This window comes from Burkholderia sp. lig30 (assembly GCF_000687455.2).
Lineage (GTDB): Bacteria > Pseudomonadota > Gammaproteobacteria > Burkholderiales > Burkholderiaceae > Burkholderia.
Genome location: NZ_JGVW01000054.1, coordinates 1 through 21,057, shown reverse-complemented (window position 1 = coordinate 21,057; position 21,057 = coordinate 1). Strand labels below are relative to the sequence as shown.

The 21,057-nt window shown below is 66.2% G+C and carries 19 protein-coding genes and 2 pseudogenes; 14 read left to right on the top strand and 7 right to left on the bottom strand.

Going from position 1 to position 21,057, the window contains the following annotated elements; translation table 11 throughout:
* The first annotated feature begins 282 nt into the window (after positions 1-282).
* The 5 genes from queA (at position 283) to secF (ending at position 6,293) form a co-directional block, all read left to right on the top strand.
* Entirely contained in the window at positions 283-1,335 is a 1,053-nt protein-coding gene (queA, locus tag LIG30_RS05855; protein ID WP_038710468.1) for a tRNA preQ1(34) S-adenosylmethionine ribosyltransferase-isomerase QueA, read from the top strand.
* A gap of 66 nt (positions 1,336-1,401) precedes the next feature.
* Positions 1,402-2,583, top strand: coding sequence for a tRNA guanosine(34) transglycosylase Tgt (tgt, locus tag LIG30_RS05850; protein ID WP_038710467.1), 1,182 nt, complete (start codon positions 1,402-1,404; stop codon positions 2,581-2,583).
* 287 nt (positions 2,584-2,870) lie between these two features.
* On the top strand, positions 2,871-3,197 hold the full coding sequence (gene yajC, locus LIG30_RS05845) for a preprotein translocase subunit YajC (protein ID WP_038710466.1): 327 nt from the start codon (positions 2,871-2,873) through the stop codon (positions 3,195-3,197).
* Between the two features lie 108 nt (positions 3,198-3,305).
* On the top strand, positions 3,306-5,327 hold the full coding sequence (gene secD, locus LIG30_RS05840) for a protein translocase subunit SecD (protein WP_038710465.1): 2,022 nt from the start codon (positions 3,306-3,308) through the stop codon (positions 5,325-5,327).
* A gap of 15 nt (positions 5,328-5,342) precedes the next feature.
* Complete coding sequence (gene secF / locus LIG30_RS05835; RefSeq protein ID WP_038710464.1) at positions 5,343-6,293, top strand: protein translocase subunit SecF; 951 nt, start codon at positions 5,343-5,345, stop codon at positions 6,291-6,293.
* Positions 6,294-6,356: 63 nt separating this feature from the next.
* Here secF and LIG30_RS25065 read toward each other — a convergent pair.
* The 4 genes and pseudogenes from LIG30_RS25065 to LIG30_RS05820 all read right to left on the bottom strand — a co-directional run.
* A pseudogene (locus LIG30_RS25065) lies at positions 6,357-6,628 on the bottom strand (GTP-binding protein); the annotation flags it as partial.
* Positions 6,629-6,983: 355 nt separating this feature from the next.
* Entirely contained in the window at positions 6,984-7,901 is a 918-nt protein-coding gene (locus LIG30_RS05830; RefSeq protein WP_051994886.1) for an aldo/keto reductase family protein, read from the bottom strand.
* Positions 7,902-7,924: 23 nt separating this feature from the next.
* Positions 7,925-8,224: a hypothetical protein gene (locus LIG30_RS05825; protein WP_038710462.1), complete on the bottom strand. Its 300-nt coding sequence runs from the start codon at positions 8,222-8,224 to the stop codon at positions 7,925-7,927.
* Positions 8,221-8,781 carry a flavodoxin family protein gene (locus LIG30_RS05820; protein ID WP_038710460.1) on the bottom strand — a complete coding sequence of 187 codons (561 nt, stop codon included), beginning with the start codon at positions 8,779-8,781 and terminating at the stop codon, positions 8,221-8,223. The genes LIG30_RS05825 and LIG30_RS05820 overlap by 4 nt, the downstream gene beginning before the upstream one ends.
* Before the next feature lie 174 nt (positions 8,782-8,955).
* On the opposite strand from LIG30_RS05820, the gene LIG30_RS05815 reads away from it, so the two are divergent.
* Positions 8,956-9,912: a LysR family transcriptional regulator gene (locus LIG30_RS05815; protein WP_038710458.1), complete on the top strand. Its 957-nt coding sequence runs from the start codon at positions 8,956-8,958 to the stop codon at positions 9,910-9,912.
* Positions 9,913-10,181: 269 nt separating this feature from the next.
* Here LIG30_RS05815 and LIG30_RS05810 read toward each other — a convergent pair whose 3' ends face one another.
* From LIG30_RS05810 to LIG30_RS05800, 3 genes are read right to left on the bottom strand one after another with little or no spacing between them, the layout of a single operon-like run.
* A complete protein-coding gene (locus tag LIG30_RS05810) occupies positions 10,182-10,760 on the bottom strand; it encodes a YceI family protein (protein ID WP_038710457.1) in 579 nt (192 codons plus the stop codon).
* Positions 10,761-10,820: 60 nt separating this feature from the next.
* Positions 10,821-11,381 carry a YceI family protein gene (locus LIG30_RS05805; RefSeq protein ID WP_038710455.1) on the bottom strand — a complete coding sequence of 187 codons (561 nt, stop codon included), beginning with the start codon at positions 11,379-11,381 and terminating at the stop codon, positions 10,821-10,823.
* Between the two features lie 9 nt (positions 11,382-11,390).
* The gene (locus LIG30_RS05800) at positions 11,391-11,951 is read right to left on the bottom strand and encodes a cytochrome b (RefSeq protein ID WP_038710453.1); all 561 of its coding nucleotides are present in this window, start codon (positions 11,949-11,951) and stop codon (positions 11,391-11,393) included.
* A 253-nt stretch (positions 11,952-12,204) separates the two neighbouring features.
* On the opposite strand from LIG30_RS05800, the gene LIG30_RS05795 reads away from it, so the two are divergent.
* From LIG30_RS05795 to LIG30_RS05760, 8 genes and pseudogenes are all read left to right on the top strand, one after another.
* The gene (locus tag LIG30_RS05795; protein ID WP_038710451.1) at positions 12,205-12,870 is read left to right on the top strand and encodes a paraquat-inducible protein A; all 666 of its coding nucleotides are present in this window, start codon (positions 12,205-12,207) and stop codon (positions 12,868-12,870) included.
* Positions 12,867-13,496, top strand: a complete 630-nt coding sequence (locus tag LIG30_RS05790; RefSeq protein WP_038710449.1) for a paraquat-inducible protein A — start codon at positions 12,867-12,869, stop codon at positions 13,494-13,496. The genes LIG30_RS05795 and LIG30_RS05790 overlap by 4 nt, the downstream gene beginning before the upstream one ends.
* Entirely contained in the window at positions 13,489-15,129 is a 1,641-nt protein-coding gene (locus tag LIG30_RS05785; protein ID WP_038710448.1) for a PqiB family protein, read from the top strand. Before LIG30_RS05790 ends, LIG30_RS05785 begins: the two co-directional genes overlap by 8 nt.
* The gene (locus LIG30_RS05780) at positions 15,126-15,839 is read left to right on the top strand and encodes a PqiC family protein (RefSeq protein ID WP_038710447.1); all 714 of its coding nucleotides are present in this window, start codon (positions 15,126-15,128) and stop codon (positions 15,837-15,839) included. The genes LIG30_RS05785 and LIG30_RS05780 overlap by 4 nt, the downstream gene beginning before the upstream one ends.
* A 468-nt stretch (positions 15,840-16,307) precedes the next feature.
* Positions 16,308-18,428 (top strand): site-specific recombinase, encoded by a 2,121-nt coding sequence (locus LIG30_RS05775; RefSeq protein ID WP_038710445.1) that lies wholly within the window; start codon positions 16,308-16,310, stop codon positions 18,426-18,428.
* A 150-nt stretch (positions 18,429-18,578) separates the two neighbouring features.
* Positions 18,579-19,880 carry a THUMP domain-containing class I SAM-dependent RNA methyltransferase gene (locus LIG30_RS05770; RefSeq protein WP_038710443.1) on the top strand — a complete coding sequence of 434 codons (1,302 nt, stop codon included), beginning with the start codon at positions 18,579-18,581 and terminating at the stop codon, positions 19,878-19,880.
* A gap of 472 nt (positions 19,881-20,352) precedes the next feature.
* Complete coding sequence (locus LIG30_RS05765; RefSeq protein ID WP_038710469.1) at positions 20,353-20,745, top strand: VOC family protein; 393 nt, start codon at positions 20,353-20,355, stop codon at positions 20,743-20,745.
* Between the two features lie 67 nt (positions 20,746-20,812).
* Positions 20,813-21,057, top strand: a pseudogene (locus tag LIG30_RS05760) (helix-turn-helix transcriptional regulator); the annotation flags it as partial.

Sequence of the window (21,057 nt, the reverse complement as noted above, 5' to 3'; positions counted from 1 at the left end):
GTCACCCGCGGCCCGGCCGCGCGCGGTCGCGCGGCGGGCGCGGGTGACGCGGCATCCTCCGCGTCGAACGGATCGGCGGAATCGGCACCGGCGGTGGCGGAACGGCGTGGTGATACAGGCATCGGATCGTCAGGGTGCTTCGCAAGTACAATAGCGGCTTTCACGTCGTCCGAACGAGCGACGCCGGCCAGGCCGCGACTCCGCCATCATAGCGGCTCGCGCGCCCCATTTACGCGTTTCAGCCTGCGGGCCGCGCGCGCCGGCCGCCTCGAACCAGCCCGCATGTTCACGCTTTCCGATTTCGATTTCAATCTGCCGCCCGAGCTGATCGCGCAAACCGCGCTGCCCGACCGTACCGCGAGCCGCCTGCTCGAGGTCGACAATTCGACCGAGCCGCCGCGCCTCGCCGATCGCGGCTTCGCCGAGCTGCCGTCGTGCATCTCGCCCGGCGACCTGCTCGTCTTCAACGACACGAAGGTGCTGAAGGCGCGCTTTTTCGGCCACAAGGCGAGCGGCGGCAAGATCGAGGTGCTGATCGAGCGCGTGACCGGCACGCACACCGCGCTCGCGCAGATCCGCGCGAGCAAGTCGCCCGGCGCCGGCACCGCGCTCACGCTCGCCGATGCGTTCGACGTGACGGTCGGCGAGCGGGTCGAGCCGTTCTTCACGCTGCATTTCCCCGAGCCGTGCCTGACGCTGATCGAACGCTACGGCCGCCTGCCGCTGCCGCCGTACATCGAGCACGATCCGGACGCGACCGACGAGACGCGTTACCAGACCGTCTATGCGAGCAACCCCGGCGCGGTCGCCGCGCCGACGGCCGGCCTGCACTTCGACGACGCGCTGCTCGCGCGCCTCGACGCGATGGGCGTCGAGCGCGCGACGCTGACCCTGCACGTCGGCGCGGGCACGTTCCAGCCGGTGCGGGTCGAGAACATCGCCGAGCACAAGATGCACAGCGAGTGGTACGAACTGCCGCAGTCGCTCGTCGACCGGATCGCCGCGACCCGCGCGCGCGGCGGCAAGGTGATCGCGGTCGGCACGACGTCGATGCGCGCGCTCGAAGCCGCGGCGCGCGACGCGGAAGCCGCCGGCCGCCCGCTTGCCGCGACGCAGGCCGAGACCGACATCTTCATCACGCCCGGCTACCGCTTCCGGGTGGTCGACCGGCTGGTGACGAACTTCCACCTGCCGAAATCGACGCTGCTGATGCTCGTTTCCGCGTTCGCGGGCATCGAGACGGTTCGCGCGGCATATCGCCATGCGATCGAACAGCGCTACCGCTTCTTCAGCTACGGCGATGCGATGCTGCTGACGCGGCGCGACGGCGCGTAAGCGCGCGGCGCACACCCGCCCCTTTTTCACGGCCGCCGGCATCCCGGCGACAAGGAGAATCCCGCGATGACCGAAGGTTCATCCCACGACACGCATACGCACATTCGCCCGCACAACGGCCTGAAGTTCGACCTGTTGACGACCGACGGCCACGCGCGGCGCGGCCGCGTGACGCTCAATCACGGCGTCGTCGAGACGCCGATCTTCATGCCGGTCGGCACCTACGGCACAGTGAAGGCGATCCAGCCGCGCGAGCTCCACGAGATCAACGCGCAGATCATCCTCGGCAACACGTTCCACCTGTGGCTGCGTCCCGGCCTCGAGACGATCGACGCGCATGGCGGCCTGCACGGCTTCATGGGCTGGAACAAGCCGATCCTCACCGATTCCGGCGGCTTCCAGGTGTTCTCGCTCGGCGATCTGCGCAAGATCACCGAGGACGGCGTCACGTTCGCGTCGCCGATCAACGGCGACAAGCTGTTCCTGTCGCCGGAAGTGTCGATGCAGATCCAGAAGGTGCTGAATTCGGACATCGTGATGCAGTTCGACGAATGCACGCCGTACGCGACCAACGGCATTCCGACGACGCACAAGGAAGCGGCCGACTCGATGCGGATGTCGCTGCGCTGGGCGAAGCGCTCGCTCGACGAATTCGGCCGGCTCGGCAACCCGAACGCGCTGTTCGGGATCGTCCAGGGCGGGATGTTCGAGGACCTGCGCGACGAATCGCTCGCCGGCCTCGCGGAACTGGACTTCCACGGCCTCGCGATCGGCGGGCTGTCGGTCGGCGAGCCGAAGGACGACATGGTGCGCATCCTGCAGCACGTCGCGCCGAAGCTGCCCGCGCACAAGCCGCACTACCTGATGGGCGTCGGCACGCCGGAGGATCTCGTCGCCGGCGTCGCCGCGGGCATCGACATGTTCGACTGCGTGATGCCGACCCGCAACGCGCGCAACGGCTGGCTGTTCACCCGCTTCGGCGACGTGAAGATCCGCAACGCGACCCACAAGAATTCGCTGAAGCCGCTCGACGAAAGCTGCGGCTGCTACACCTGCCGGAACTTCTCGCGCGGCTACCTGCACCACCTGCACCGCGTCGGCGAAATCCTCGGCGCGCAGCTCAACACGATCCACAACCTGCATTACTACCTGGAGCTGATGAGCGAGATTCGCGAAGCGATCGAGACGCACACGTTCGACGCATTCCGCAAGCGCTTCGCGGAGGATCGCGCGAGAGGCGTCGACTAGGCGCGGCGCGCGCGGGCCGCACGCGGCCGGGATGCCCCCGCCTGATAGGACGCGTTCACGTCGCCTCTGCTGTCCGAATAGGACAAGAACGATTTCGGATCGGACAGACGGCCAATCGGGGCGGCCAAACATTACAATTCGTTTTCATTCGACGCGCGGACACGCCGGGTTCGACACTTAACAGGTTGATCCCAAAGCGCATTTGCCACGCCGTCGCGGTTTTGGCCGGTGGTAGAATAACCGGCTTACTTTTTCAGATCTTCCATCACGGAGAGACCAACGTGTCCTTGTCGTTCATTTCCAACGCCTACGCGCAAGGCGCTGCAGGCGGCGCCGAATCCAGCCTGATGAGCTTCCTGCCGCTCATCCTGATGTTCGCGGTGCTGTACTTCATCATGATCCGCCCTCAGATGAAGCGCCAGAAGGAACACCGCAACATGCTCTCGGCGATGGCCAAGGGCGATGAAGTCGTCACGAGCGGCGGGCTCGTCGGCAAGGTGACGAAGGTGTCGGAAGCGTATATCGGCGTCGAGATCTCGGAAGGCACCGAAGTCACCGTGCAGAAGGCCGCCATCACGACCATTCTGCCGAAGGGCACGATCAAGTCGCTGTAAGCCCTTCCCCGAGCGTCCGGCTGCCCGCGCCGCACCCGCCCGACAGGCAGGTGCCGGCGCCGCGCCGGACGCGACGCTTTCAAGCCAACTTTCCCGTTCGGCCCCCTCATGAATCGTTACCCAATCTGGAAATATGTCGTGATGGTCGTGGCGCTCGCCATCGGCTTTCTGTACACATTGCCCAATTTCTTCGGCGAAGCGCCGGCGGTGCAGGTGTCGAGCGGCAAGGCCACGGTCAAGCTCGACGCGGCGACGCTGAGCCAGGTCGAAGCCGCACTCGCGACCAATCAGGTCACGCCGGACGACGTCACCTTCGAGAACGCGACCAATAACGCGACGATCCGCGTGCGCCTGAAGGACACCGACACGCAGCTGCGCGTCAAGGATCTGCTGCAGAAGTCGCTGAACGCCGACCCGGCCGATCCGCAGTACGTCGTCGCGCTGAACCTGCAAAGCGCGTCGCCGCGCTGGCTGACCGCGCTGCACGCGCTGCCGATGTATCTCGGCCTCGACCTGCGCGGCGGCGTCCACTTCCTGCTCCAGGTCGACATGACGGGCGCGCTCACGAAGAAGCTCGACTCCGACGCGTCCGACGCGCGCACGCTGCTGCGCGACAAGAACATCCGCGACGGCGGCGTGAACCGCGTCGACCAGTCCGTCGTCGTCAACTTCGGCGACGCGCAGACCGCCGACGACGCCCGCAAGCTGCTCGCGTCGTCGATCACCGAGCTGCAATGGGCGAGCCAGCCCGGCGGCGGCGGCTACCAGGTGGTCGGCACGTTCACGCCGGCCGTGCAGAAGTCCGTCGAGGAAGCCGCGCTCAAGCAGAACATCACGACGCTGCACAACCGCGTGAACGAGCTCGGCGTCGCCGAGCCGATCATCCAGCAGCAAGGCAGCGACCGCATCGTCGTCGAGCTGCCGGGCGTGCAGGACACCGCGAAGGCGAAGGACATCATCGGCCGCACCGCGACGCTCGAGGCGCGCCTCGCCGATCCGGTCAACACGCATCCGAACCCGAACGACCCGGTGCCGCCGGGCGACGAGCTGTTCACGCAGGGCAACCAGGCACCGGTGCTGCTGCGGAAGCAGGTGATCTTCACCGGCGACCGGATCATCGACGCGTCGGCGGGCTTCGACGAGCATCAGCGCCCGTCGGTCAACATCCGTCTCGACTCGGCGGGCGGCCGCGCGGTGCGCGCCGTGTCGCGCGACAACATCGGCAAGCCGATGGCGATGGTGCTGTTCGAGAAGGGCAAGGGCGAAGTGCTGACGGTCGCGACGATCCAGTCGGAACTTGGCGACCGCTTCCAGATCACCGGCCAGCCGACCCCGCAGGCCGCCGCCGACCTCGCGCTGCTGCTGCGCGCCGGCTCGCTCGCCGCGCCGATGGACATCATCGAGGAACGCACGATCGGCCCGAGCCTCGGCGCCGACAACATCAAGATGGGCTTCCACTCGGTGGTCTGGGGCTTTGCCGCGATCGCCGTGTTCATGGTCGCGTACTACATGCTGTTCGGCATCGTGTCGGTGATCGGCCTGTCGGTGAACCTGCTGCTGCTGGTCGCGATCCTGTCGCTGCTGCAGGCGACGCTGACCCTGCCGGGCATCGCCGCCATCGCGCTCGCGCTCGGCATGGCGATCGACGCGAACGTGCTGATCAACGAGCGCGTGCGCGAGGAGCTTCGCAACGGCGCGCAGCCGCAGGTCGCGATCCAGGCGGGCTACTCGCACGCATGGGCGACGATTCTCGACTCGAACGTCACGACGCTGATCGCCGGCCTCGCGCTGCTCGCGTTCGGCTCGGGCCCGGTACGCGGCTTCGCGGTCGTGCACTGCATCGGCATCCTGACGTCGATGTTCTCCGCGGTGTTCTTCTCGCGCGGGCTCGTCAACCTCTGGTACGGCGGCCGCAAGAAGCTGAAGTCGCTGGCGATCGGCCAGGTGTGGAAGCCGGCCGGCGCCGCGAGCGCCGCCGCGTTCGCCGCGCAGGACGACGCCACCGACACCGCACGCGCCGCGAAGCCTGCCGCCCCGGCGAAGGGCAACGCGCCGCGCGCCGGCAAGCCGCAGCTGCGCAACCGCGCGCAGCCTGGCATGCCGCCGAAGAAACCGGGCTCGTCCCAATAAGCGCCGGAGACGATCATGGAATTTTTCCGCATCCGTAAAGACATTCCGTTCATGCGGCACGCGTTGGTCTTCAACGTGATCTCGCTCGTGACGTTCCTCGCCGCCGTGTTCTTCCTGTTCCATCGCGGGCTGCATCTGTCCGTCGAGTTCACGGGCGGCACGGTGATCGAGGTGCAGTACCAGCAGGCCGCGCAGCTCGAGCCGGTGCGCTCGACGCTCGGCACGCTCGGCTACGGCGACGCGCAAGTGCAGAACTTCGGCACCTCGCGCAACGTGCTGATCCGCCTGCCGCTCAAGCAGGGCCTCACGTCCGCGCAGCAGAGCGACCAGGTGATGGCCGCGCTGAAGGCGCAGAACGCCGACGTCGCGCTGCAGCGCGTCGAGTTCGTCGGCCCGCAGGTCGGCAAGGAGCTCGCGACCGACGGCCTGCTCGCGCTCGCGTGCGTCGTGATCGGCATCGTGATCTACCTGTCGTTCCGCTTCGAATGGAAGTACGCGGTCGCCGGCATCATCGCGAACCTGCACGACGTCGTGATCATTCTCGGCTTCTTCGCGTTCTTCCAGTGGGAGTTCTCGCTGTCCGTGCTCGCGGCGATCCTCGCGGTGCTCGGCTACTCGGTGAACGAGTCGGTCGTCATCTTCGACCGGATCCGCGAGACGTTCCGCCGCGAGCGCAAGATGAGCGTGCAGGAAGTGATCAACCACGCGATCACGAGCACGATGTCGCGGACGATCATCACGCACACGTCGACGGAAATGATGGTGCTGTCGATGTTCTTCTTCGGCGGCCCGACGCTGCACTACTTCGCGCTCGCGCTGACGGTCGGCATCATGTTCGGCATCTACTCGTCGGTGTTCGTCGCGGGCTCGCTCGCGATGTGGCTCGGCATCCGCCGCGAGGATCTGGTCAAGGACAAGAAGGCCGCGCACGATCCGGACGACCCGAACGCGGGCGCGCAAGTGTAAGCGCGTCGCTTGTCGCTTCGGCAAACGAAAGGCCGGTTCACGTCGAACCGGCCTTTTTCATTTGCGGACGTCGGCCACCGCCGCCCACCAAGTACCGGCGGGCCATGTCGGGCGACCGAGCCAGCTTGAGACCGAGAACCCGCGAGCGTCGGACTACTGGCAAGCCAGAAGAATCCCTTGGAACGAACCACGCCCGGCCATTCGCCCTGAATCAGCGTGAAGAAGCGTTGCAGCTGGAACGGGCGTCTTGCGCGATACACGAAGCTCGAAATGCCATGTTCCTCGGTTTCAGGTTTATGGGTGCCGCGTAGTTCTTGTAACCAGCCAGGGGCTTTTAGAACGGTAACGGGGAGCTTCTTTGTCCTTTGTGAAATCGTGGTTTCGCGGCTCATCGTGGTATCTCGAAGAAAAATATGGGTCGTCGGACTATCGGCGCGCGGCGGCGACTGGCGGATTGGGGGCATGGCATTGCGATGCTCTGTCACTGAACGAAGGCAAGCCTTGAATTGATATGTTATATCGTAACAATATAGGGCAAGCACACGCGGCCATGCGCAGCAATCAAGGCGCTCGATCACGCGGCGTTGTCCCTCCAGCGGTGGCTACAAAACAAAAGCGCAGCCATAAGGCTGCGCATATTTCGCAGTTGCAAGAGCGAAGATTAATGATAAGAACGCGTGAGTACGTCGCTTATTCGGCCGCTGTAGGGTCTCCGATTGCTCCCCACGCAATGCCCCCGCCTTGATCCATCGTCTTGAGCAGCGCCATGTCTTTCTCATCAATGGAGAACCCGAAGATGTCGAGGTTTTGGCGCATCCGTTCCGGGTTCAGGCTCTTGGGCAATACCGCGTAGCCGTTCTGCACTCCCCAACGGAGAAGAAATTGGGCTTCCGATACACCGTACTTCGCGGCCATTTTTGCGAAAACATCGCCGTCGCGTTTCATCGCAGCGGTCTTCGTACTGTCCTGCCCGTCCTCAACTCGCCAAGTCGATAGCGGTGCAAGGCTGCTGTACGCAATGGGCGCGATACCGTTCTCGCGCATATAGGCAATCAGCTCCGGCTTCTGCGACCACGGATGAAGTTCGATCTGATTGGCTTCCGGCAACGGCAGGCCCGCCGCCTTGATTTCGTCGAGATGCTTCTGATTGAAGTTACTCACGCCAATGCTGCGAGCTTTGCCCGCCTGCTTCAACTGCACCAGTGCCCGCCATTGCGCGATACGTTGGGGGCCGCCATGCGGAGAATGGATCAGGTACAGATCGACATAATCCAGCCCCAATCGCTCCAGGCTGTCGTAAAAATCAGCAATAGTTTCCGCCTCTGACTTCGGCGTCTCACCCCAGCCGGAATATCCCGGCCACAACTTGGTGGTAACGAAGATGTCTTCGCGCGATAAATGCGCTGCATCCAATCCACTACGTATACCTTCGCCAACGCCATGCTCATTGTCATAGACGGCGGCCGTATCAACGTGGCGATAGCCGCAGGCAATCGCGCTGCTTACCGCTTTAGCCGTGTCGTCAGGCGATATTAGGTAGGTGCCAAACCCGACGGCAGGTATTGCTGTTTCGGCGTTGAGCGGGAACATGTGTGCAGAGGTGGTCATATCGCTCCTTCGTGCAAAACCGTTCAAGCGTTGCCAGACGCGAAAAGCGATTCCCAGCCTACGAACGGGCCGAGCGGGATAATCTCCCAGTCGATAAGGCCGACCTTGGCAAGCGGAAACTCGGCCAAGGCTTGCCTTGCGGCATCTACCGACTCGCTTTCGGCGATGATGGCGACGCCAGGGCGGTCTTGACGGAAGTAAATGTCGCGCACAAAGCCGGATTTATAGAGGTGCCAGCCGTGACGCACTTCTTCCAGCAAATGAGGCTGATAGCTTTCCGGGCTGGCACCTGGCAGCGGAACGTCGAGACAGAGCAATCTCATTTCCCGGCTCCCGCCTTGAACTGCGCCGTCACTTCCGCGACACGTTGGCCGAGATGGGCAGCCGTATCCAGATCGCTCTTAATCGGAGAGAGTTCCGGCGACTCGTCATTCGATTGAGCCATCGCGCCGAGCCAACCGCCGATGCGGTTTTTGTCTTCCTTGTTCGTGCTGGCAAAGAGGTCGAGTCCGACCCAGATCATGCCGTGCTGCGCGGCGAACAGCGCCATTGTGACCAGAGAGTTCAGCTTGTCTCCGTGCATCGCCCCCGAGTTCGTGAAGCCGGCAGCGATCTTGTTGCGCCAGGTCTGCGGAATCCACGCGGTCCGCGTCGAGTCCTCCATCAGCTTTTTGAGTCGTGCGCTGATGGTGCCGTTATAGGTCGGCGAGCCGAAGATGATGGCATCGCTGGCGGCCAACTTTTCCCACGGGGTTTCGCCGTCAGCAACAGCGATCAACTGTGCTTCGGCTCCGGGTACGCGCCGAACGCCGTCCGCCACTGCCTGAGCCTGTTTTGCCGTGTGGCCGTAGCCACTGTCGTAAATGATGGTGATGAGCATTTTGGTTCCGTGCCGTTGGTTGAGATAAGGCAATGCTCCGCATTGTCGCCAGCCTCGGCATTTACCAGAAGTTATGACTTGGTTGAACCACTCTCAACCAAAAGTTTAGAATCATCGTCAGCAAAAACGACATGCGCGCACGACGTGCGTGTCCCGAAGTAACGGAGGGTGGCGATGGATTCATCCCAGCGCGTTCGTGCGATCGTTTCGCTGGTTCAAGCAGTGGATGCCGGAAGTTTTGCAGCCGCTGGCCGCCTACTTGGCATCACATCGGCTGCGGTCAGCAAGAACGTAGCCGGTTTGGAGAAAGCATTAGGCGTGCGGCTATTGAACCGCACAACCCGAACGCTGAAGCTCACTGAAGAAGGCGAGGCATTTCTCCGGCAGGCGCGCGTTGCACTGGAGGCGCTTGATGCCGCGGTTGATACGATCGCGGCGCAGCGCGCCGTGCCTAGTGGGCGGGTTCGTATTTCGACAAGTTCGGCCTTCGGGCACGATCATGTGCTGCCCGCATTGCCGGCGCTGCTGGCGCGTTATCCGAGCTTGGCCGTGGAAGTCGATTTCGATGATCGAATCGTCGATATTGTGCGGGACGGCTACGACATCGCTGTGAGAGGCGGCAACATCCCCGATTCAGCCCTCGTGACACGTCCGGTCTGCCGCTTGAACGCGGTGCTGGTTGCATCTCCCGAATACTTGGCAAAGCATGGGGTGCCGCAAACACCTGGGGCGTTGCAAGCCCATCGGCTCATAGCGCGACGGTTCTTGAGCGGTCAGGTTGCTCCGTGGAACTTTAAGGCCGAAGACGTAAGCATTACCACGCTAGACCCTGCGAGCAGAGCGATGTTGACGCTATCCGCGCCCGAGTCGCTCGTTCAAGCGGCATGCGATAGCGTTGGGATTGCCCAAGTCGGTGTTCATCTAGCCTGGGATCATCTGCTTTCCGGTTCGTTGAAGGTCATTCTCCACAAGTTCCACCAGCCCGGAACATTCGAGATGGTGATGCAGTACCCGCATCGGGCACTGATGGCCCCTCGCGTGCAAGTCACGCTGAAACATCTGCTGGAGGCATTCGAGGCAGATCAAAAACTGCATGTGCCGATGGACGCCCTAGACGCTTACATTGCATAGCGCCCAAGGTCATAGGCACATGCCCTGTTGCCTTAGACTGGCTTCGCTTCGAGTGACAGCCCTCATGGTGGAGATGCACCACGGCGAAATCCACGATCTCCCGCAATGAAGGCTTCGAGCATGTCCGGGATGAATTGACCACTACACGACACGGCGGTTTTCCAAGTCGATCCAGTCCCATCATCGTCAAACAAAAAACCGCCGCGCCCGGAGGGAGAACGCGGCGGTTCGCGGCACGCGGGTCACACGACCCGCACCGGTATCGCGGCTTACTGCTTCAGCGCTTCGGCCGTGATCAGCAGCTTGGTCTTCATCTTGAAGCCGTACGACTTGCCCCAGTCGATGCCGAAGTCGTCGCGGTCGAATTCGCCGACAGCGTCGACGCCGCACACTTCACGCTTGAGCATCGGATGCGGCATGCACTTGAACGAATCGATCTTGAGCGTCAGCGGCTTGGTCACGCCGTGCATCGTCAGGTTGCCGACCACTTCCACCGGCTGGTCGCCCTTGAACTTCAGCGTGCCCTTGTAGTTCGCTTCCGGGTACTTCGCGGCGTCGAAGAATTCAGCCGTCTGCAGGTGCTCGTTGAGCTTCGCGTTGCCGGTGCTGATCGACGCGATGGTGGTCGTCACGTCGACGGTGCCGGTCTTCGCGGCGCGGTCGATCGTCACCGAGCCCTTCGACGCGTCGAACTTGCCGCGCCAGACCGACAGGCCGCCGAAGTGGTCGGCCTCGAATGCCGGGTACGTGTGCGTCGGGTCGAACTGGTAGGTCGTGACGTCGGCGAATGCGGAAAACGACAGGGAAGCGGCAAGCGCGCCGGCCGCGATCATCAGATGCTTCTTCAATTCAATCTCCTTGAAACTGGGCCGCGCACCCGCGCGGCATCGGGACATGACACGCCGCGCTTACTTCGCGGCGACGATGTGAAACTTGATCTGCACTTCGTCGGCGACGATCGACGTATCCTTCCATTCGCCGCTGCCGACGTTGAACGCCGAGCGCTTGATCGGCAGCACGCCGTCGAACGCCTGCGTCGCGCCGTTTTGCGTGACGGTCACGGGCACGGTCAGCGTCTCGCTCTTGCCCTTGACGGTCAGCTTGCCGGTCACGCTGTACTTGTTGCCGCCCGCCGGCGCGATCGCGGTCGACACGAAGGTCGCCTGCGGATAGGTCTTCGCGTCGAACCAGTCCTTGCCGGCGACCTGGTCGTTGTACATCTTGTCGCCGAGGTCATAGCTCGCGATATCGATCGTCACCTGGGCGCTGCCTTGCGCGGCCTTCGCCGGGTCGAACTTCACCTGTGCGGAGAACTTCTTGAACACGCCTTCGGTCGGCACGTTCATCTGCTTCGAGATCGCGGACACCTTGCTCTTCGACATGTCGACGTCGGCGAGCGCCGCGCTCGACGCGGCAAGCGACACCGCGGCGAACGCGGCCAGCATGGAGCGGGAGACAGACACTTTCATGGGATCCTTTCACTTGGCAAACGGAAGCATCCGCGACAGCAGGCCGTCGCGGTCGAGCACGTGATGCTTGACGGCGGCAACCACGTGCAGCCCGACAAGCGTCAGCAAAACGTAATTCAACGACACATGCAGCGTCTTGAGGGTTTCCTTCAGCACCGGATCGGGATCGATCAGGCGCGGCAACGGCACGATACCCAGGTACACGACCGGAATGTTCGACGCCGAGCTGTACAGGTAGCCCGTCACGGGAATCACGAACATCAGCGCATAGAGCAGCACGTGCACGCCGTGCGCACCGAGACGCTGCAGCGCGGGCATGTCGTCCGGCAGCGGCGGTGGCCGGTGCGTCGCGCGCCACAGCACGCGCACGATCGCGAGCGAGAACACGGTCACGCCGAGCCACTTGTGCCATGAGTAGTACTTCAGCTTCGCGGGCGTGAAGCCGGGGATGTCGGTCATCACCCAGCCGAGCGCGAACGCGCAGACGATCAGCAGCGCAATCAGCCAGTGCAGTGCAATGGCGGGCTGCGTATAGCGTACCGGCTCGGCCGGCAACGAATTCGATGCCATGGGTTCCTCAGTTCAGCGAAGGGGCGCCGCCCTTTTTCGGGCGATGCATATCGAGGCGCAATCCTACCGCAACCTTTTGTCGCTGGCAGACTCTCAGAACGGCCGACGATGCGCGCCGCGCGCCGCCGCCGATGTGACCGCCCAGTCACGCCGGCTCCGGGACTTGACACCCCGAAAAACACCTTTTGGTAAGATTGGCGCGGGTTCCGCCCCCCTCGATGCGTCCTCCCGACGCTGCGCAACCGCTTTCCGCATGCAACGAAACGAACTGATTGCCTGTCACGAGTGCGACGCACTGTTGCATAAACCGCGCCTTGGCGGGCGCGACGTCGCGCGCTGCCCGCGCTGCGACGCACTGCTCTACCGAAGCGGCTCGGCACAGCTCGAGCGGATCTGCGCGCTCGCGCTCGCGGCGCTGGTCACGTTCGTGATCGCGCAGGCGTTCCCGATCCTCGAAATGGACGTGAACGGCAACCGCGTGCGCACCACGCTGATCGGCGCGCTCGATGCGCTGTGGCAGCAGGACATGCGGCTCGTCGCCGTGATGGTGTTCTGCTCGACCGTGCTGTTTCCGCTCGTCGAGATGGCCGCGCTGCTGTATCTGCTGTTTCCGATGCGCCGCGGCGTCGTGCCGCCCGCGTTCAACCTGGTGCTGCGCGCGATCCAGCTCGTGCGCCCGTGGGGGATGATCGAGGTGTTCATGCTCGGCATCCTCGTCACCATCGTGAAGATGGTGAGCCTCGCGCGCGTGGTGCCCGAAGCCGCGCTGTTCGCATTCGCCGCGCTCACGCTGATGCTGGCGGTCGTCGTGATGTTTGATCCGCGCACCCTGTGGGACATCGCCGACGACCTGCGCAACGGCGCGGCCCGCTCGCGCAGCCAGCGCGCCGACCCGCTGCCGGAGGCCCCTCGCCGATGACGACGCCGACCGCCGCCCGCGCGGGCCTCGCGAGCTGCCACGCATGCGGGCTCGTCCAGCCGCTTGCCGGCGCGCATCAGCGCTGCGCGCGCTGCGGCGCCGCAGTGCACGCGCGCACGCCGAACAGCATCGTCCGCACCTGGGCGCTGCTGCTCGCCGCCGCAATCCTCTACATTCCCGCGAACCTGCTGCCGATCATGCGCACCGCGTCGATCGTCGGCGCGCAGGACGACACGATCATGAGCGGCGTCGTCTATTTCTGGGTGTCGGGCGAATGGCCGCTCGCCGTCGTCGTGTTCGTCGCAAGCATCCTCGTGCCGATGCTCAAGCTCGGCGTGCTGCTGATCCTCGTGATCAGCGCGCAGCGCCGTTCCACGTGGCGGCCGCTGCAGCGCACGCGGCTGTACCGGATCGTCGAGCGGATCGGCCGCTGGTCGATGCTCGACATCTTCGTCGTGACGCTCACCGTCGCGCTCGTCCATTTCCGCTCGCTCGCCGTCATCACGGCCGGCCCCGGCGCGCTCGCGTTCGGCTCCGTCGTCATCCTGACGATGCTCGCGTCGATGCAGTTCGATCCCCGCCTGATCTGGGATCCCGTCGAAACCTCAGGGAAACACCATGAATAGTCCGCAAGGCCCGCAGCACGACCCGAATGCGGCACCCTCCGGCCAGCCGCCGCTGCCGGATCCCGTCGTCACCACCAAGGGCGGCTGGCTGCCGTCGCTCGTCTGGCTCGTGCCGCTGATCGCCGCGCTGATCGGCATCGGCCTCGTGATCAAGGCGGTGCGCGAGCGCGGCCCGGAAATCACGATCAGCTTCCGCAGCGCCGAGGGCCTCGAGCCGGCCAAGACGCAGGTCAAGTACAAGGACGTCGAGATCGGCATGGTCAAGACGATCCGGCTGTCGAAGGACCTGACGCGCGTGCTCGTCGACGTGCAGCTCAAGAAGGAGGCCGAAGACTTCGCGGTCAAGGGATCGCGCTTCTGGGTGGTGCGCCCGCGCGTCGGCGCGTCCGGCGTGTCCGGGCTCGGCACGCTGCTGTCGGGCGCGTACATCGGCGTCGACGCCGGCCGCTCGTCGGACACCGAAACCGACTTCACCGGGCTCGAGACCCCGCCGCCCGTCACCGGCGACCAGAAAGGCACGCAATACGTGCTGCGCGGCGATTCGCTCGGCTCGATCGACATCGGCTCGCCTGTCTATTACCGGCGCGTGCAGGTCGGCCAGGTGGTCGGGTTCTCGCTCGACAAGGACGGCACGGGCGTGACCGTCAACGTGTTCGTCACCGCGCCGTACGACCAGTACGTCGGCATGAATTCGCGCTGGTGGCAGGCGAGCGGCGTCGACCTGCGGCTCGATTCGAGCGGCTTCAAGCTGAACACGCAGTCGCTCGCGACCGTGATCCTCGGCGGCATCGCGTTCCAGGCGCCGCCGGGCCAGAGCAGCGGCACGACCGCGCAGAACAACACGACGTTCCGCCTCGGCTCCGACGAGGCCGACGCGATGCGCGCGCCGGACGGCCTGCCGCTGCAGGTCGTGATGAACTTCAACCAGTCGCTGCGAGGGCTCGCGGTCGGCGCGCCGGTCGACTTCCGCGGCATCGTGCTCGGCGAAGTCACGAACATCGGCATCGACTACGATCCGAAGGCGAAGAACTTCACGATGCCGGTGACGATGACCATCTATCCGGAACGGCTCGGCAAGCGCTTCCGCGACACGATCGGCAACAAGGGCGACAGTGCGCGCCGCGACCTCCTCGACCGGCTGGTCCAGCACGGGCTGCGCGGCCAGTTGCGCACCGGCAACCTGCTGACGAGCCAGCTTTACGTCGCCGTCGACTTCTTCCCGAAGGCGCCGGCCGCGAACATCGATCCGGCACGCACGCCGATCGAGCTGCCGACCGTGCCGAACACGCTCGACGAACTGCAGCTGCAGGTGGCCGATATCGCGAAGAAGCTCGACAAGGTGCCGTTCGACCAGATCGGCGCAAACCTGAACAGCACGCTCGCGAATGCCGACAGGCTGTTCAGGCAGCTCGACACGCAGGTCGCGCCGGAAGCGCGCGACACGCTGTCGGCGGCGAAGCAGACCTTCTCGACCGCCGAGGCGACGCTGCAGCAGGATTCGCCGCTGCAGTCGGACGTGCGCGGCGCGCTGAAGGAACTGACCCGCACGCTGCAGTCGCTGAACGCGCTCGCCGACTATCTCGAGCGCCATCCCGAATCGCTGCTCAAGGGCAAGCCAGGAGACCAACCATGACGACACGCCCGAACGGCATCCTGCGCGGCGCGGCGCTGACACTCGCCGCGCTGGCGCTCGCCGCGTGCAGCTCGCCGCCGTCGCGCTTCTATACGCTGAACCCCGCCGATCCGGCGCTCGGCGTACGCGCCGTGCCGGCCAATCCGCCGTTCCTGATCGAGGTGCCGTCGGTCGGCGTCCCCGAGCAGGTCGCGAAAAACCAGCTCGTCGTGCAGAAAAACGCGGCGCAGGTCGACGTGCTCGAGCAGGAACGCTGGGCGTCGCCGCCCGCCGATGAAATCCGCCGCGCGCTGTCCGACGGCCTCGCCGCGCAGCTCGGCACGATCGACGTCGCGAATTCCGCCTATCCGGCCGGCGTGCCGGTGTATCGCATCAGCGTCAACGTGCAGCGCTTCGAGTCGTGGCCCGGCAAGCGCGCGGCGATCGACGCGGTGTGGAGCGTGCGCGCGGTCGGCACGCAGGCGGTAATGACGTGCCGCACGAGCGTCGCCGAGCCGGTCGGCGACGGCTACGACGCGCTCGTCGCCGGCCATCGGCGCGCACTCGATGCGATCGCGAGACAGGCTGCCGCCGGCGTGCGCGCGCTCGCCACGCGGCGCGCCGAGGCGACCGGCGCATCGGGCGGAAAAGCCGCCGCACCACTCATACGCTGCCCGGCGAATGCGGCGTCCGGCGACACGGCCGGCGCGGCGGGACCGTCCCGCACATAACGCGCGATGCGGCGTGGCGCAACCGATTTTGTATTCTTTTTCATTTTCGGACGGAACCCTCGAATATTGAGACAGTCGGCTTGCCTTTTTTCGTCCGATTGACGATCCTACGGGCATTCAGACGCGGGGCGGCCGGCACTCACGCCGGATGCCGCCGTCATGAGCCGTGCCGCCGCGCGTGCCCTGCCGCATTGCGTTCCGCCTCGCACCGCTGCGCTCGCGCAACGGGCGCCCGACCGGCAGCCTCTCGCCGGCGACACCCTGCCGCCGCGCCTCGCCGGCGATGCACGGCGGGTGACACCTCGTCGATCCAACCCTGGCCGGCCATGACTTGCCTGCCACACTCCGCCGGCCGCCACGCATCCCGCCGGCACCACGCTGCCCCTCGCGCAGCCGCTCCGCCGCCGCGGCAGGCCCGGCCTGCCGCGTCCCGAAACCCGCCCCGTTTGGGCCTTCCCGAATCCATCCATGCTTCGTTCCCTGACGACCCTGATCAAGAAATGGCGCGCCTCCCGCAGTGCGAGCCAGCAGCTCGACGCACTGCTCGCGACCGCCGACGTGGATGCGCCCTATGCCGAGCGTAGCGAATGGCTGATCGAACTCGCACACTGGCTGCGCCGGCACGGCACGATGCAGGCCGCGCAAAACGGCACGGACGCGCATGACGACGACACGCGCGCATACCCTGCGCACGCGCGCCTGCGCTACCTGTTCCACGTGCTCGACCGCAATCCGGAATGGAAGTCGAACACCGCGCGCATCCTGCGCGCGGCGCTGCGCGAAAGCGACGGCATCTCGCTGTTGTGCGACGCCGGCATGCCGGTCCACTCGGGCTTCTTCGGCGCGCTGTTCGAGCGACTCGACTCGTCGCTGATCCCGCCCGCGCCGAACCGCCGCGAGTTGACTGCGCTGTTTACGCTGATGTTCCCGTCGCCGGACGACGCCATCTGGATCGATGCGCTGCCCACCGACCTGCTCACGCGCCTGTCGGAACTGTTCGCGTACGACGTGACCGACACCGAGCGCCACGAGCCCGGCTCGGTATCGCGCGACCTGCTGACCGCGCTGCACAACCTGACCTGCCAGATCAGCTCGACGGGCCTGTCGCAGACGGTGCGCAGCCGTCTGGCCGACGACGCCGGCACGTCGCTCGAAGGCCAGCCGTTCTACCGGCTCACGCGCGCGATGATCGCGGTCGAGAGCGCGAGCGCGGCGGTCGAGGAAGGCGGCGACCCGAACAAGCTGCTGCACGAAGTCAACTTTCTGCGCATGCTGCTCGACGAATGCCGCGTGGCGGTCGACGGCGTGTTCGCGCATCTGTACCGCAACGGCGTCTCGGTCGACATCGTGTTCCAGGTCGAGCGGATGCGGATGCGGATCCAGCGCGCCGAGATGCTGCTCAACGCATGGATGGCGCGCGACGACCTGCACGGCATGGCGCGCCTCACGTCGGAACTCGTCGACGCGAACCAGAACAGCCAGAGCGTCGCGCATCTGGTGCGCAGCAATTTCTCGCTGTTCGCGCGCAAGATGGTCGAGACCAACGCGGACACCGGCGAGCACTACATCTCGCGCGGCCGCGACGAATACCTGAAGATGCTGCGGATGGCGGCCGGCGGCGGCCTCGTCACGGTCGCGACGGTGTGCATGAAGTTCTGGATCACCGGCGCGCACCTGCAATCGATGCTCGAAGGGCTGCTCGCCGGGGTCAACTACGCGTCGAGCTTCATGCTGATGCACTTCCTGCATTTCACGCTCGCGACCAAGCAGCCGGCGATGACGGCGCCGACGCTCGCGCGCGAGCTCGACGACACGGCCCACGACGAAGGCGTCCGGCAGTTCGTGTCGTCGGTGATCGCGCTGATCCGCACGCAGGCGGCGGCGATCGCCGGCAACGTGCTCGTGGTGCTGCCCGTGTGCCTGCTCGTGCAGCTGTTCGCAAGCGCGGTGCTGCACACCAACGTGATCACGCCGCAGAAGGCGCATGCGACGCTGCAGTCGTTCTCGCTGTTCGGCCCGACGCCGTTCTACGCGGCGCTGACCGGCGTGCTGCTGTGGAGCTCGAGCCTGCTCGCCGGCTGGGCCGACAACTGGTTCGTGCTGCACCGGGTCGGCGATGCGCTCGCGTACAACCGCCGGCTGCGGATCACGCTCGGCGCGGCCGGCGCGGCAAAGCTCGCGCACTTCTGCCGGTCGAACGTCGCCGGGGTGGCCGGCAACGTCGGCCTCGGGCTGGCGCTCGGCCTCGTGCCGGCGATCGTGACGGCGTTCGCGTTCTCGTTCGAGGTGCGGCACGTGACGCTGTCCGCGGGCTCGATCGGCGTCGCGCTCGGCGTGCTCGGCACGAACACGCTGCATACGCACGAGCTGTGGTGGGCCGTGGCGGGCGTGCTGAGCATGGCGATCCTGAACGTCGCGGTGAGCTTCGCGCTCGCGTTCACGATGGCAGTGCGCTCGCGCAGCCTGCGGCCGACCAAGGTGCGCGCGCTCGTCGCCGCGATCGGCCGCGCGATCGCCGCGAACCCGCTCGGCCTCGTCTGGCCCGCAAGCGGCGGCAGCGCCCGCGCGAGCCAGTCCGGCTCGCACTGACGGCTCGGGGCGGCGCCCACTGGGCAGCCGCCGCCTTCGCACGTCTGCAAGCTGGCAGCCGAGCGCCGCGCCCCCGTGCCGGGGCGGCTCGCCGGCACAGCCGGCCGCGCCGCGTACAATACTGTACTTTTGTCCGTCCTCGCCCGCCTTATGTCCTCGCCCACCCTGTACGATTTCTTCGCTCCCTGCCCGCGCGGCCTCGAAGCGGCGCTTGCCGCCGAGCTGGCCGAGATCGCCGGCCGCCACCTGGGCAGCGCGCCGTTCGCCGCGGGCGCGCAGGTGCCAGGCGGTGTCCATTTCCGGGGCGGCTGGGCCGCCGGGATGGCCGCGAACCTGCATTCGCGGATCGCGAGCCGCGTGCTCCTGAAAATCGCCCACCGTGCGTATCGCAACGAGCAGGACGTCTACGCGCTCGCGCTCGAGCAGCCGTGGGAACGCTGGTTCGCCGCGACGCAGACGCTGCGCGTCGACATCACCGCGATCAAGTCGCCGCTGAAAAGCCTCGAATTCGCGACGCTGCGCGTGAAGGACGCGATCTGCGACCGGATGCGCGACAAGACCGGCGCGCGCCCGAGCATCGACACCGCGCAGCCCGACGTGCGCGTGTTCGCGTTCCTGACCGCCTCCGACTGCACGCTGTATCTCGACACCTCCGGCGAGCCGCTGTTCAAGCGTGGCTGGCGTCTCGACAAGGGCGCCGCGCCGCTGCGCGAGAACCTGGCCGCGGGCATCCTGCGCATCGCCGGCTGGACGCCCGGCACGCCGCTGTACGACCCGATGTGCGGCAGCGGCACGTTCCTCGCCGAAGCCGCGCAGATCGCGCTCGGCGTCGCGCCGGGCGTCGAGCGGCGCTTCGGCTTCGAGAAGCTCAAGCAGTACGACATCTCCGCATGGCAGGGGCTGAAGGTCGCGGCGATGGACGCGAAGCGCGCGGCGCGCGCGCGGCGCGGCGATCTGGCGGTCTACGGCAGCGACATCTCGGGCGACATGCTCGAGAAGGCGCGTGCGAACCTCGAACGCGCGGGCGTGCCGTCGCTGTGGCTCAAGCAGGTCGACGCGCGCGCGATGACCCCGCCGTGCGACGCGCCCGGCATCATCGTCGCGAACCCGCCGTACGGCGAGCGGATCGAGGTGCGCGGACGCGGCCCGCGCGGCGACGCGCGCGAGACCGGCCGCAACCGCGGCAACGACGAAGCGTTCCGCCGCACGCACATCGACGCGCCCGACAGCGAGTTCTTCCAGTCGCTCGGCGACGCGCTCAAGCAGCGCTTCGCCGGCTGGCAGGCGTTCCTGCTGTCGTCGGACCGCACGCTGCCCGGCCAGCTGCGGCTGCGCGAGTCGGCCAAGACGCCGCTCTTCAACGGCGCGCTCGAATGCCGGCTGTTCCGCTTCGACGTGGTCGCCGGCAGCGTGCGCCAGCGCCCCGCCGCACCGACGGGCGACGACGCGTAAGCGCCGCCGCGATGCCGCGCCCGCGCCGGGCGCGGCGCCTCGTTATTTCATCTCCGGCCCGGCGCCCGCGCTCCAGCGGCGCGTCGTGCCCGACGTCTTCGCCGACGATGCCGGCTGTGTTCGGATCGTCGCAGCCCCGACGCCCGCGACGCGAGTCCGGCCGCCGCCGGGACGACGCGTCGCGGGGCCTCCTCCCCCAATACTCTTTTGTCGGCTCGGCATGGACGAGCGCGCCGAACGCATGGTCGGCTGTCGATGCGATGCACGTCACGCACGCACGCACGCACGCACGCACGCACGCACAATCAGGATGACTAATCGTCATCTCAAGATGCGTGTACCGCTTCGAATCCTCTATCGAACGACGTCCCTGCTGACAGGACGCTGTCAGCAGCCCCCGCGCACACTGCGATTCCGGCGCAAGCAACGCCGGTTTCCATCCCTAAATCGAATGAAAGAAAAGGAGCGTGTCATGACGTCCATCCTCTCCAAACGCCCGATCGTCTGGTTCGACATTCCGTCGCTCGATCTCGACCGCGCGGTGCGCTTCTACGAGGCGACGCTGCAAACGACGCTGCGCCGCGAGGTGCTCGGCGGCGTGCCGGTCGCGGTGTTCGACTACGAAGCGCCGAACTCCGGCGGCTGCATCGTCCACAATCCGCAGCACGCCAAGCCCGGCGCGCACGGCACGCTCGTCTACCTGAACGCGGGCTCCTCGGTCGTCGATGCGCTCGAGCGCGCGGCGCGCGCCGGCGGCACGGTGGACGGCTCGGTGATCGAGCTGCCGAACGACATCGGCTACATCGGCCACGTGCTCGATACCGAAGGCAATCGCATCGGGCTGCACGCGCCGGCATGCCGTTGAACGCGCGCCGCCGCGCCGGCGCGGGGCTATCATCGCGAAACCTCCCCGACCTTTTGCGACAAAAGCCAGCATGACGCGCCGCGCCGACCGCCTGTTCCAGATCGCCGAGCTGCTGCGCGGACGCCGGCTGACGACCGCGCGGCAACTGGCCGAGTGGCTGTCGGTGTCGCCGCGCACCGTCTACCGCGACGTGCGCGACCTGCAGGTGTCGGGCGTGCCGATCGAGGGCGAGGCCGGCGTCGGCTACCGGCTGAGCCGCACGGCGAGCCTGCCGCCGCTGACCTTCACGGCCGACGAACTGGCGGCGCTCGC

Bases quoted from the DNA above. Each gene is read 5' to 3' on its own strand.
- queA (WP_038710468.1), top strand. From the start codon at position 283: ATGTTCACGCTTTCCGATTTCGATTTCAATCTGCCGCCCGAGCTGATC.
- tgt (WP_038710467.1), top strand. From the start codon at position 1,402: ATGACCGAAGGTTCATCCCACGACACGCATACGCACATTCGCCCGCAC.
- secD (WP_038710465.1), top strand. From the start codon at position 3,306: ATGAATCGTTACCCAATCTGGAAATATGTCGTGATGGTCGTGGCGCTC.
- secF (WP_038710464.1), top strand. From the start codon at position 5,343: ATGGAATTTTTCCGCATCCGTAAAGACATTCCGTTCATGCGGCACGCG.
- LIG30_RS05830 (WP_051994886.1), bottom strand. From the start codon at position 7,901: ATGACCACCTCTGCACACATGTTCCCGCTCAACGCCGAAACAGCAATA.
- LIG30_RS05825 (WP_038710462.1), bottom strand. From the start codon at position 8,224: ATGAGATTGCTCTGTCTCGACGTTCCGCTGCCAGGTGCCAGCCCGGAA.
- LIG30_RS05820 (WP_038710460.1), bottom strand. From the start codon at position 8,781: ATGCTCATCACCATCATTTACGACAGTGGCTACGGCCACACGGCAAAA.
- LIG30_RS05815 (WP_038710458.1), top strand. From the start codon at position 8,956: ATGGATTCATCCCAGCGCGTTCGTGCGATCGTTTCGCTGGTTCAAGCA.
- LIG30_RS05805 (WP_038710455.1), bottom strand. From the start codon at position 11,381: ATGAAAGTGTCTGTCTCCCGCTCCATGCTGGCCGCGTTCGCCGCGGTG.
- LIG30_RS05800 (WP_038710453.1), bottom strand. From the start codon at position 11,951: ATGGCATCGAATTCGTTGCCGGCCGAGCCGGTACGCTATACGCAGCCC.
- LIG30_RS05795 (WP_038710451.1), top strand. From the start codon at position 12,205: ATGCAACGAAACGAACTGATTGCCTGTCACGAGTGCGACGCACTGTTG.
- LIG30_RS05790 (WP_038710449.1), top strand. From the start codon at position 12,867: ATGACGACGCCGACCGCCGCCCGCGCGGGCCTCGCGAGCTGCCACGCA.
- LIG30_RS05785 (WP_038710448.1), top strand. From the start codon at position 13,489: ATGAATAGTCCGCAAGGCCCGCAGCACGACCCGAATGCGGCACCCTCC.
- LIG30_RS05780 (WP_038710447.1), top strand. From the start codon at position 15,126: ATGACGACACGCCCGAACGGCATCCTGCGCGGCGCGGCGCTGACACTC.
- LIG30_RS05775 (WP_038710445.1), top strand. From the start codon at position 16,308: ATGCTTCGTTCCCTGACGACCCTGATCAAGAAATGGCGCGCCTCCCGC.
- LIG30_RS05770 (WP_038710443.1), top strand. From the start codon at position 18,579: ATGTCCTCGCCCACCCTGTACGATTTCTTCGCTCCCTGCCCGCGCGGC.
- LIG30_RS05765 (WP_038710469.1), top strand. From the start codon at position 20,353: ATGACGTCCATCCTCTCCAAACGCCCGATCGTCTGGTTCGACATTCCG.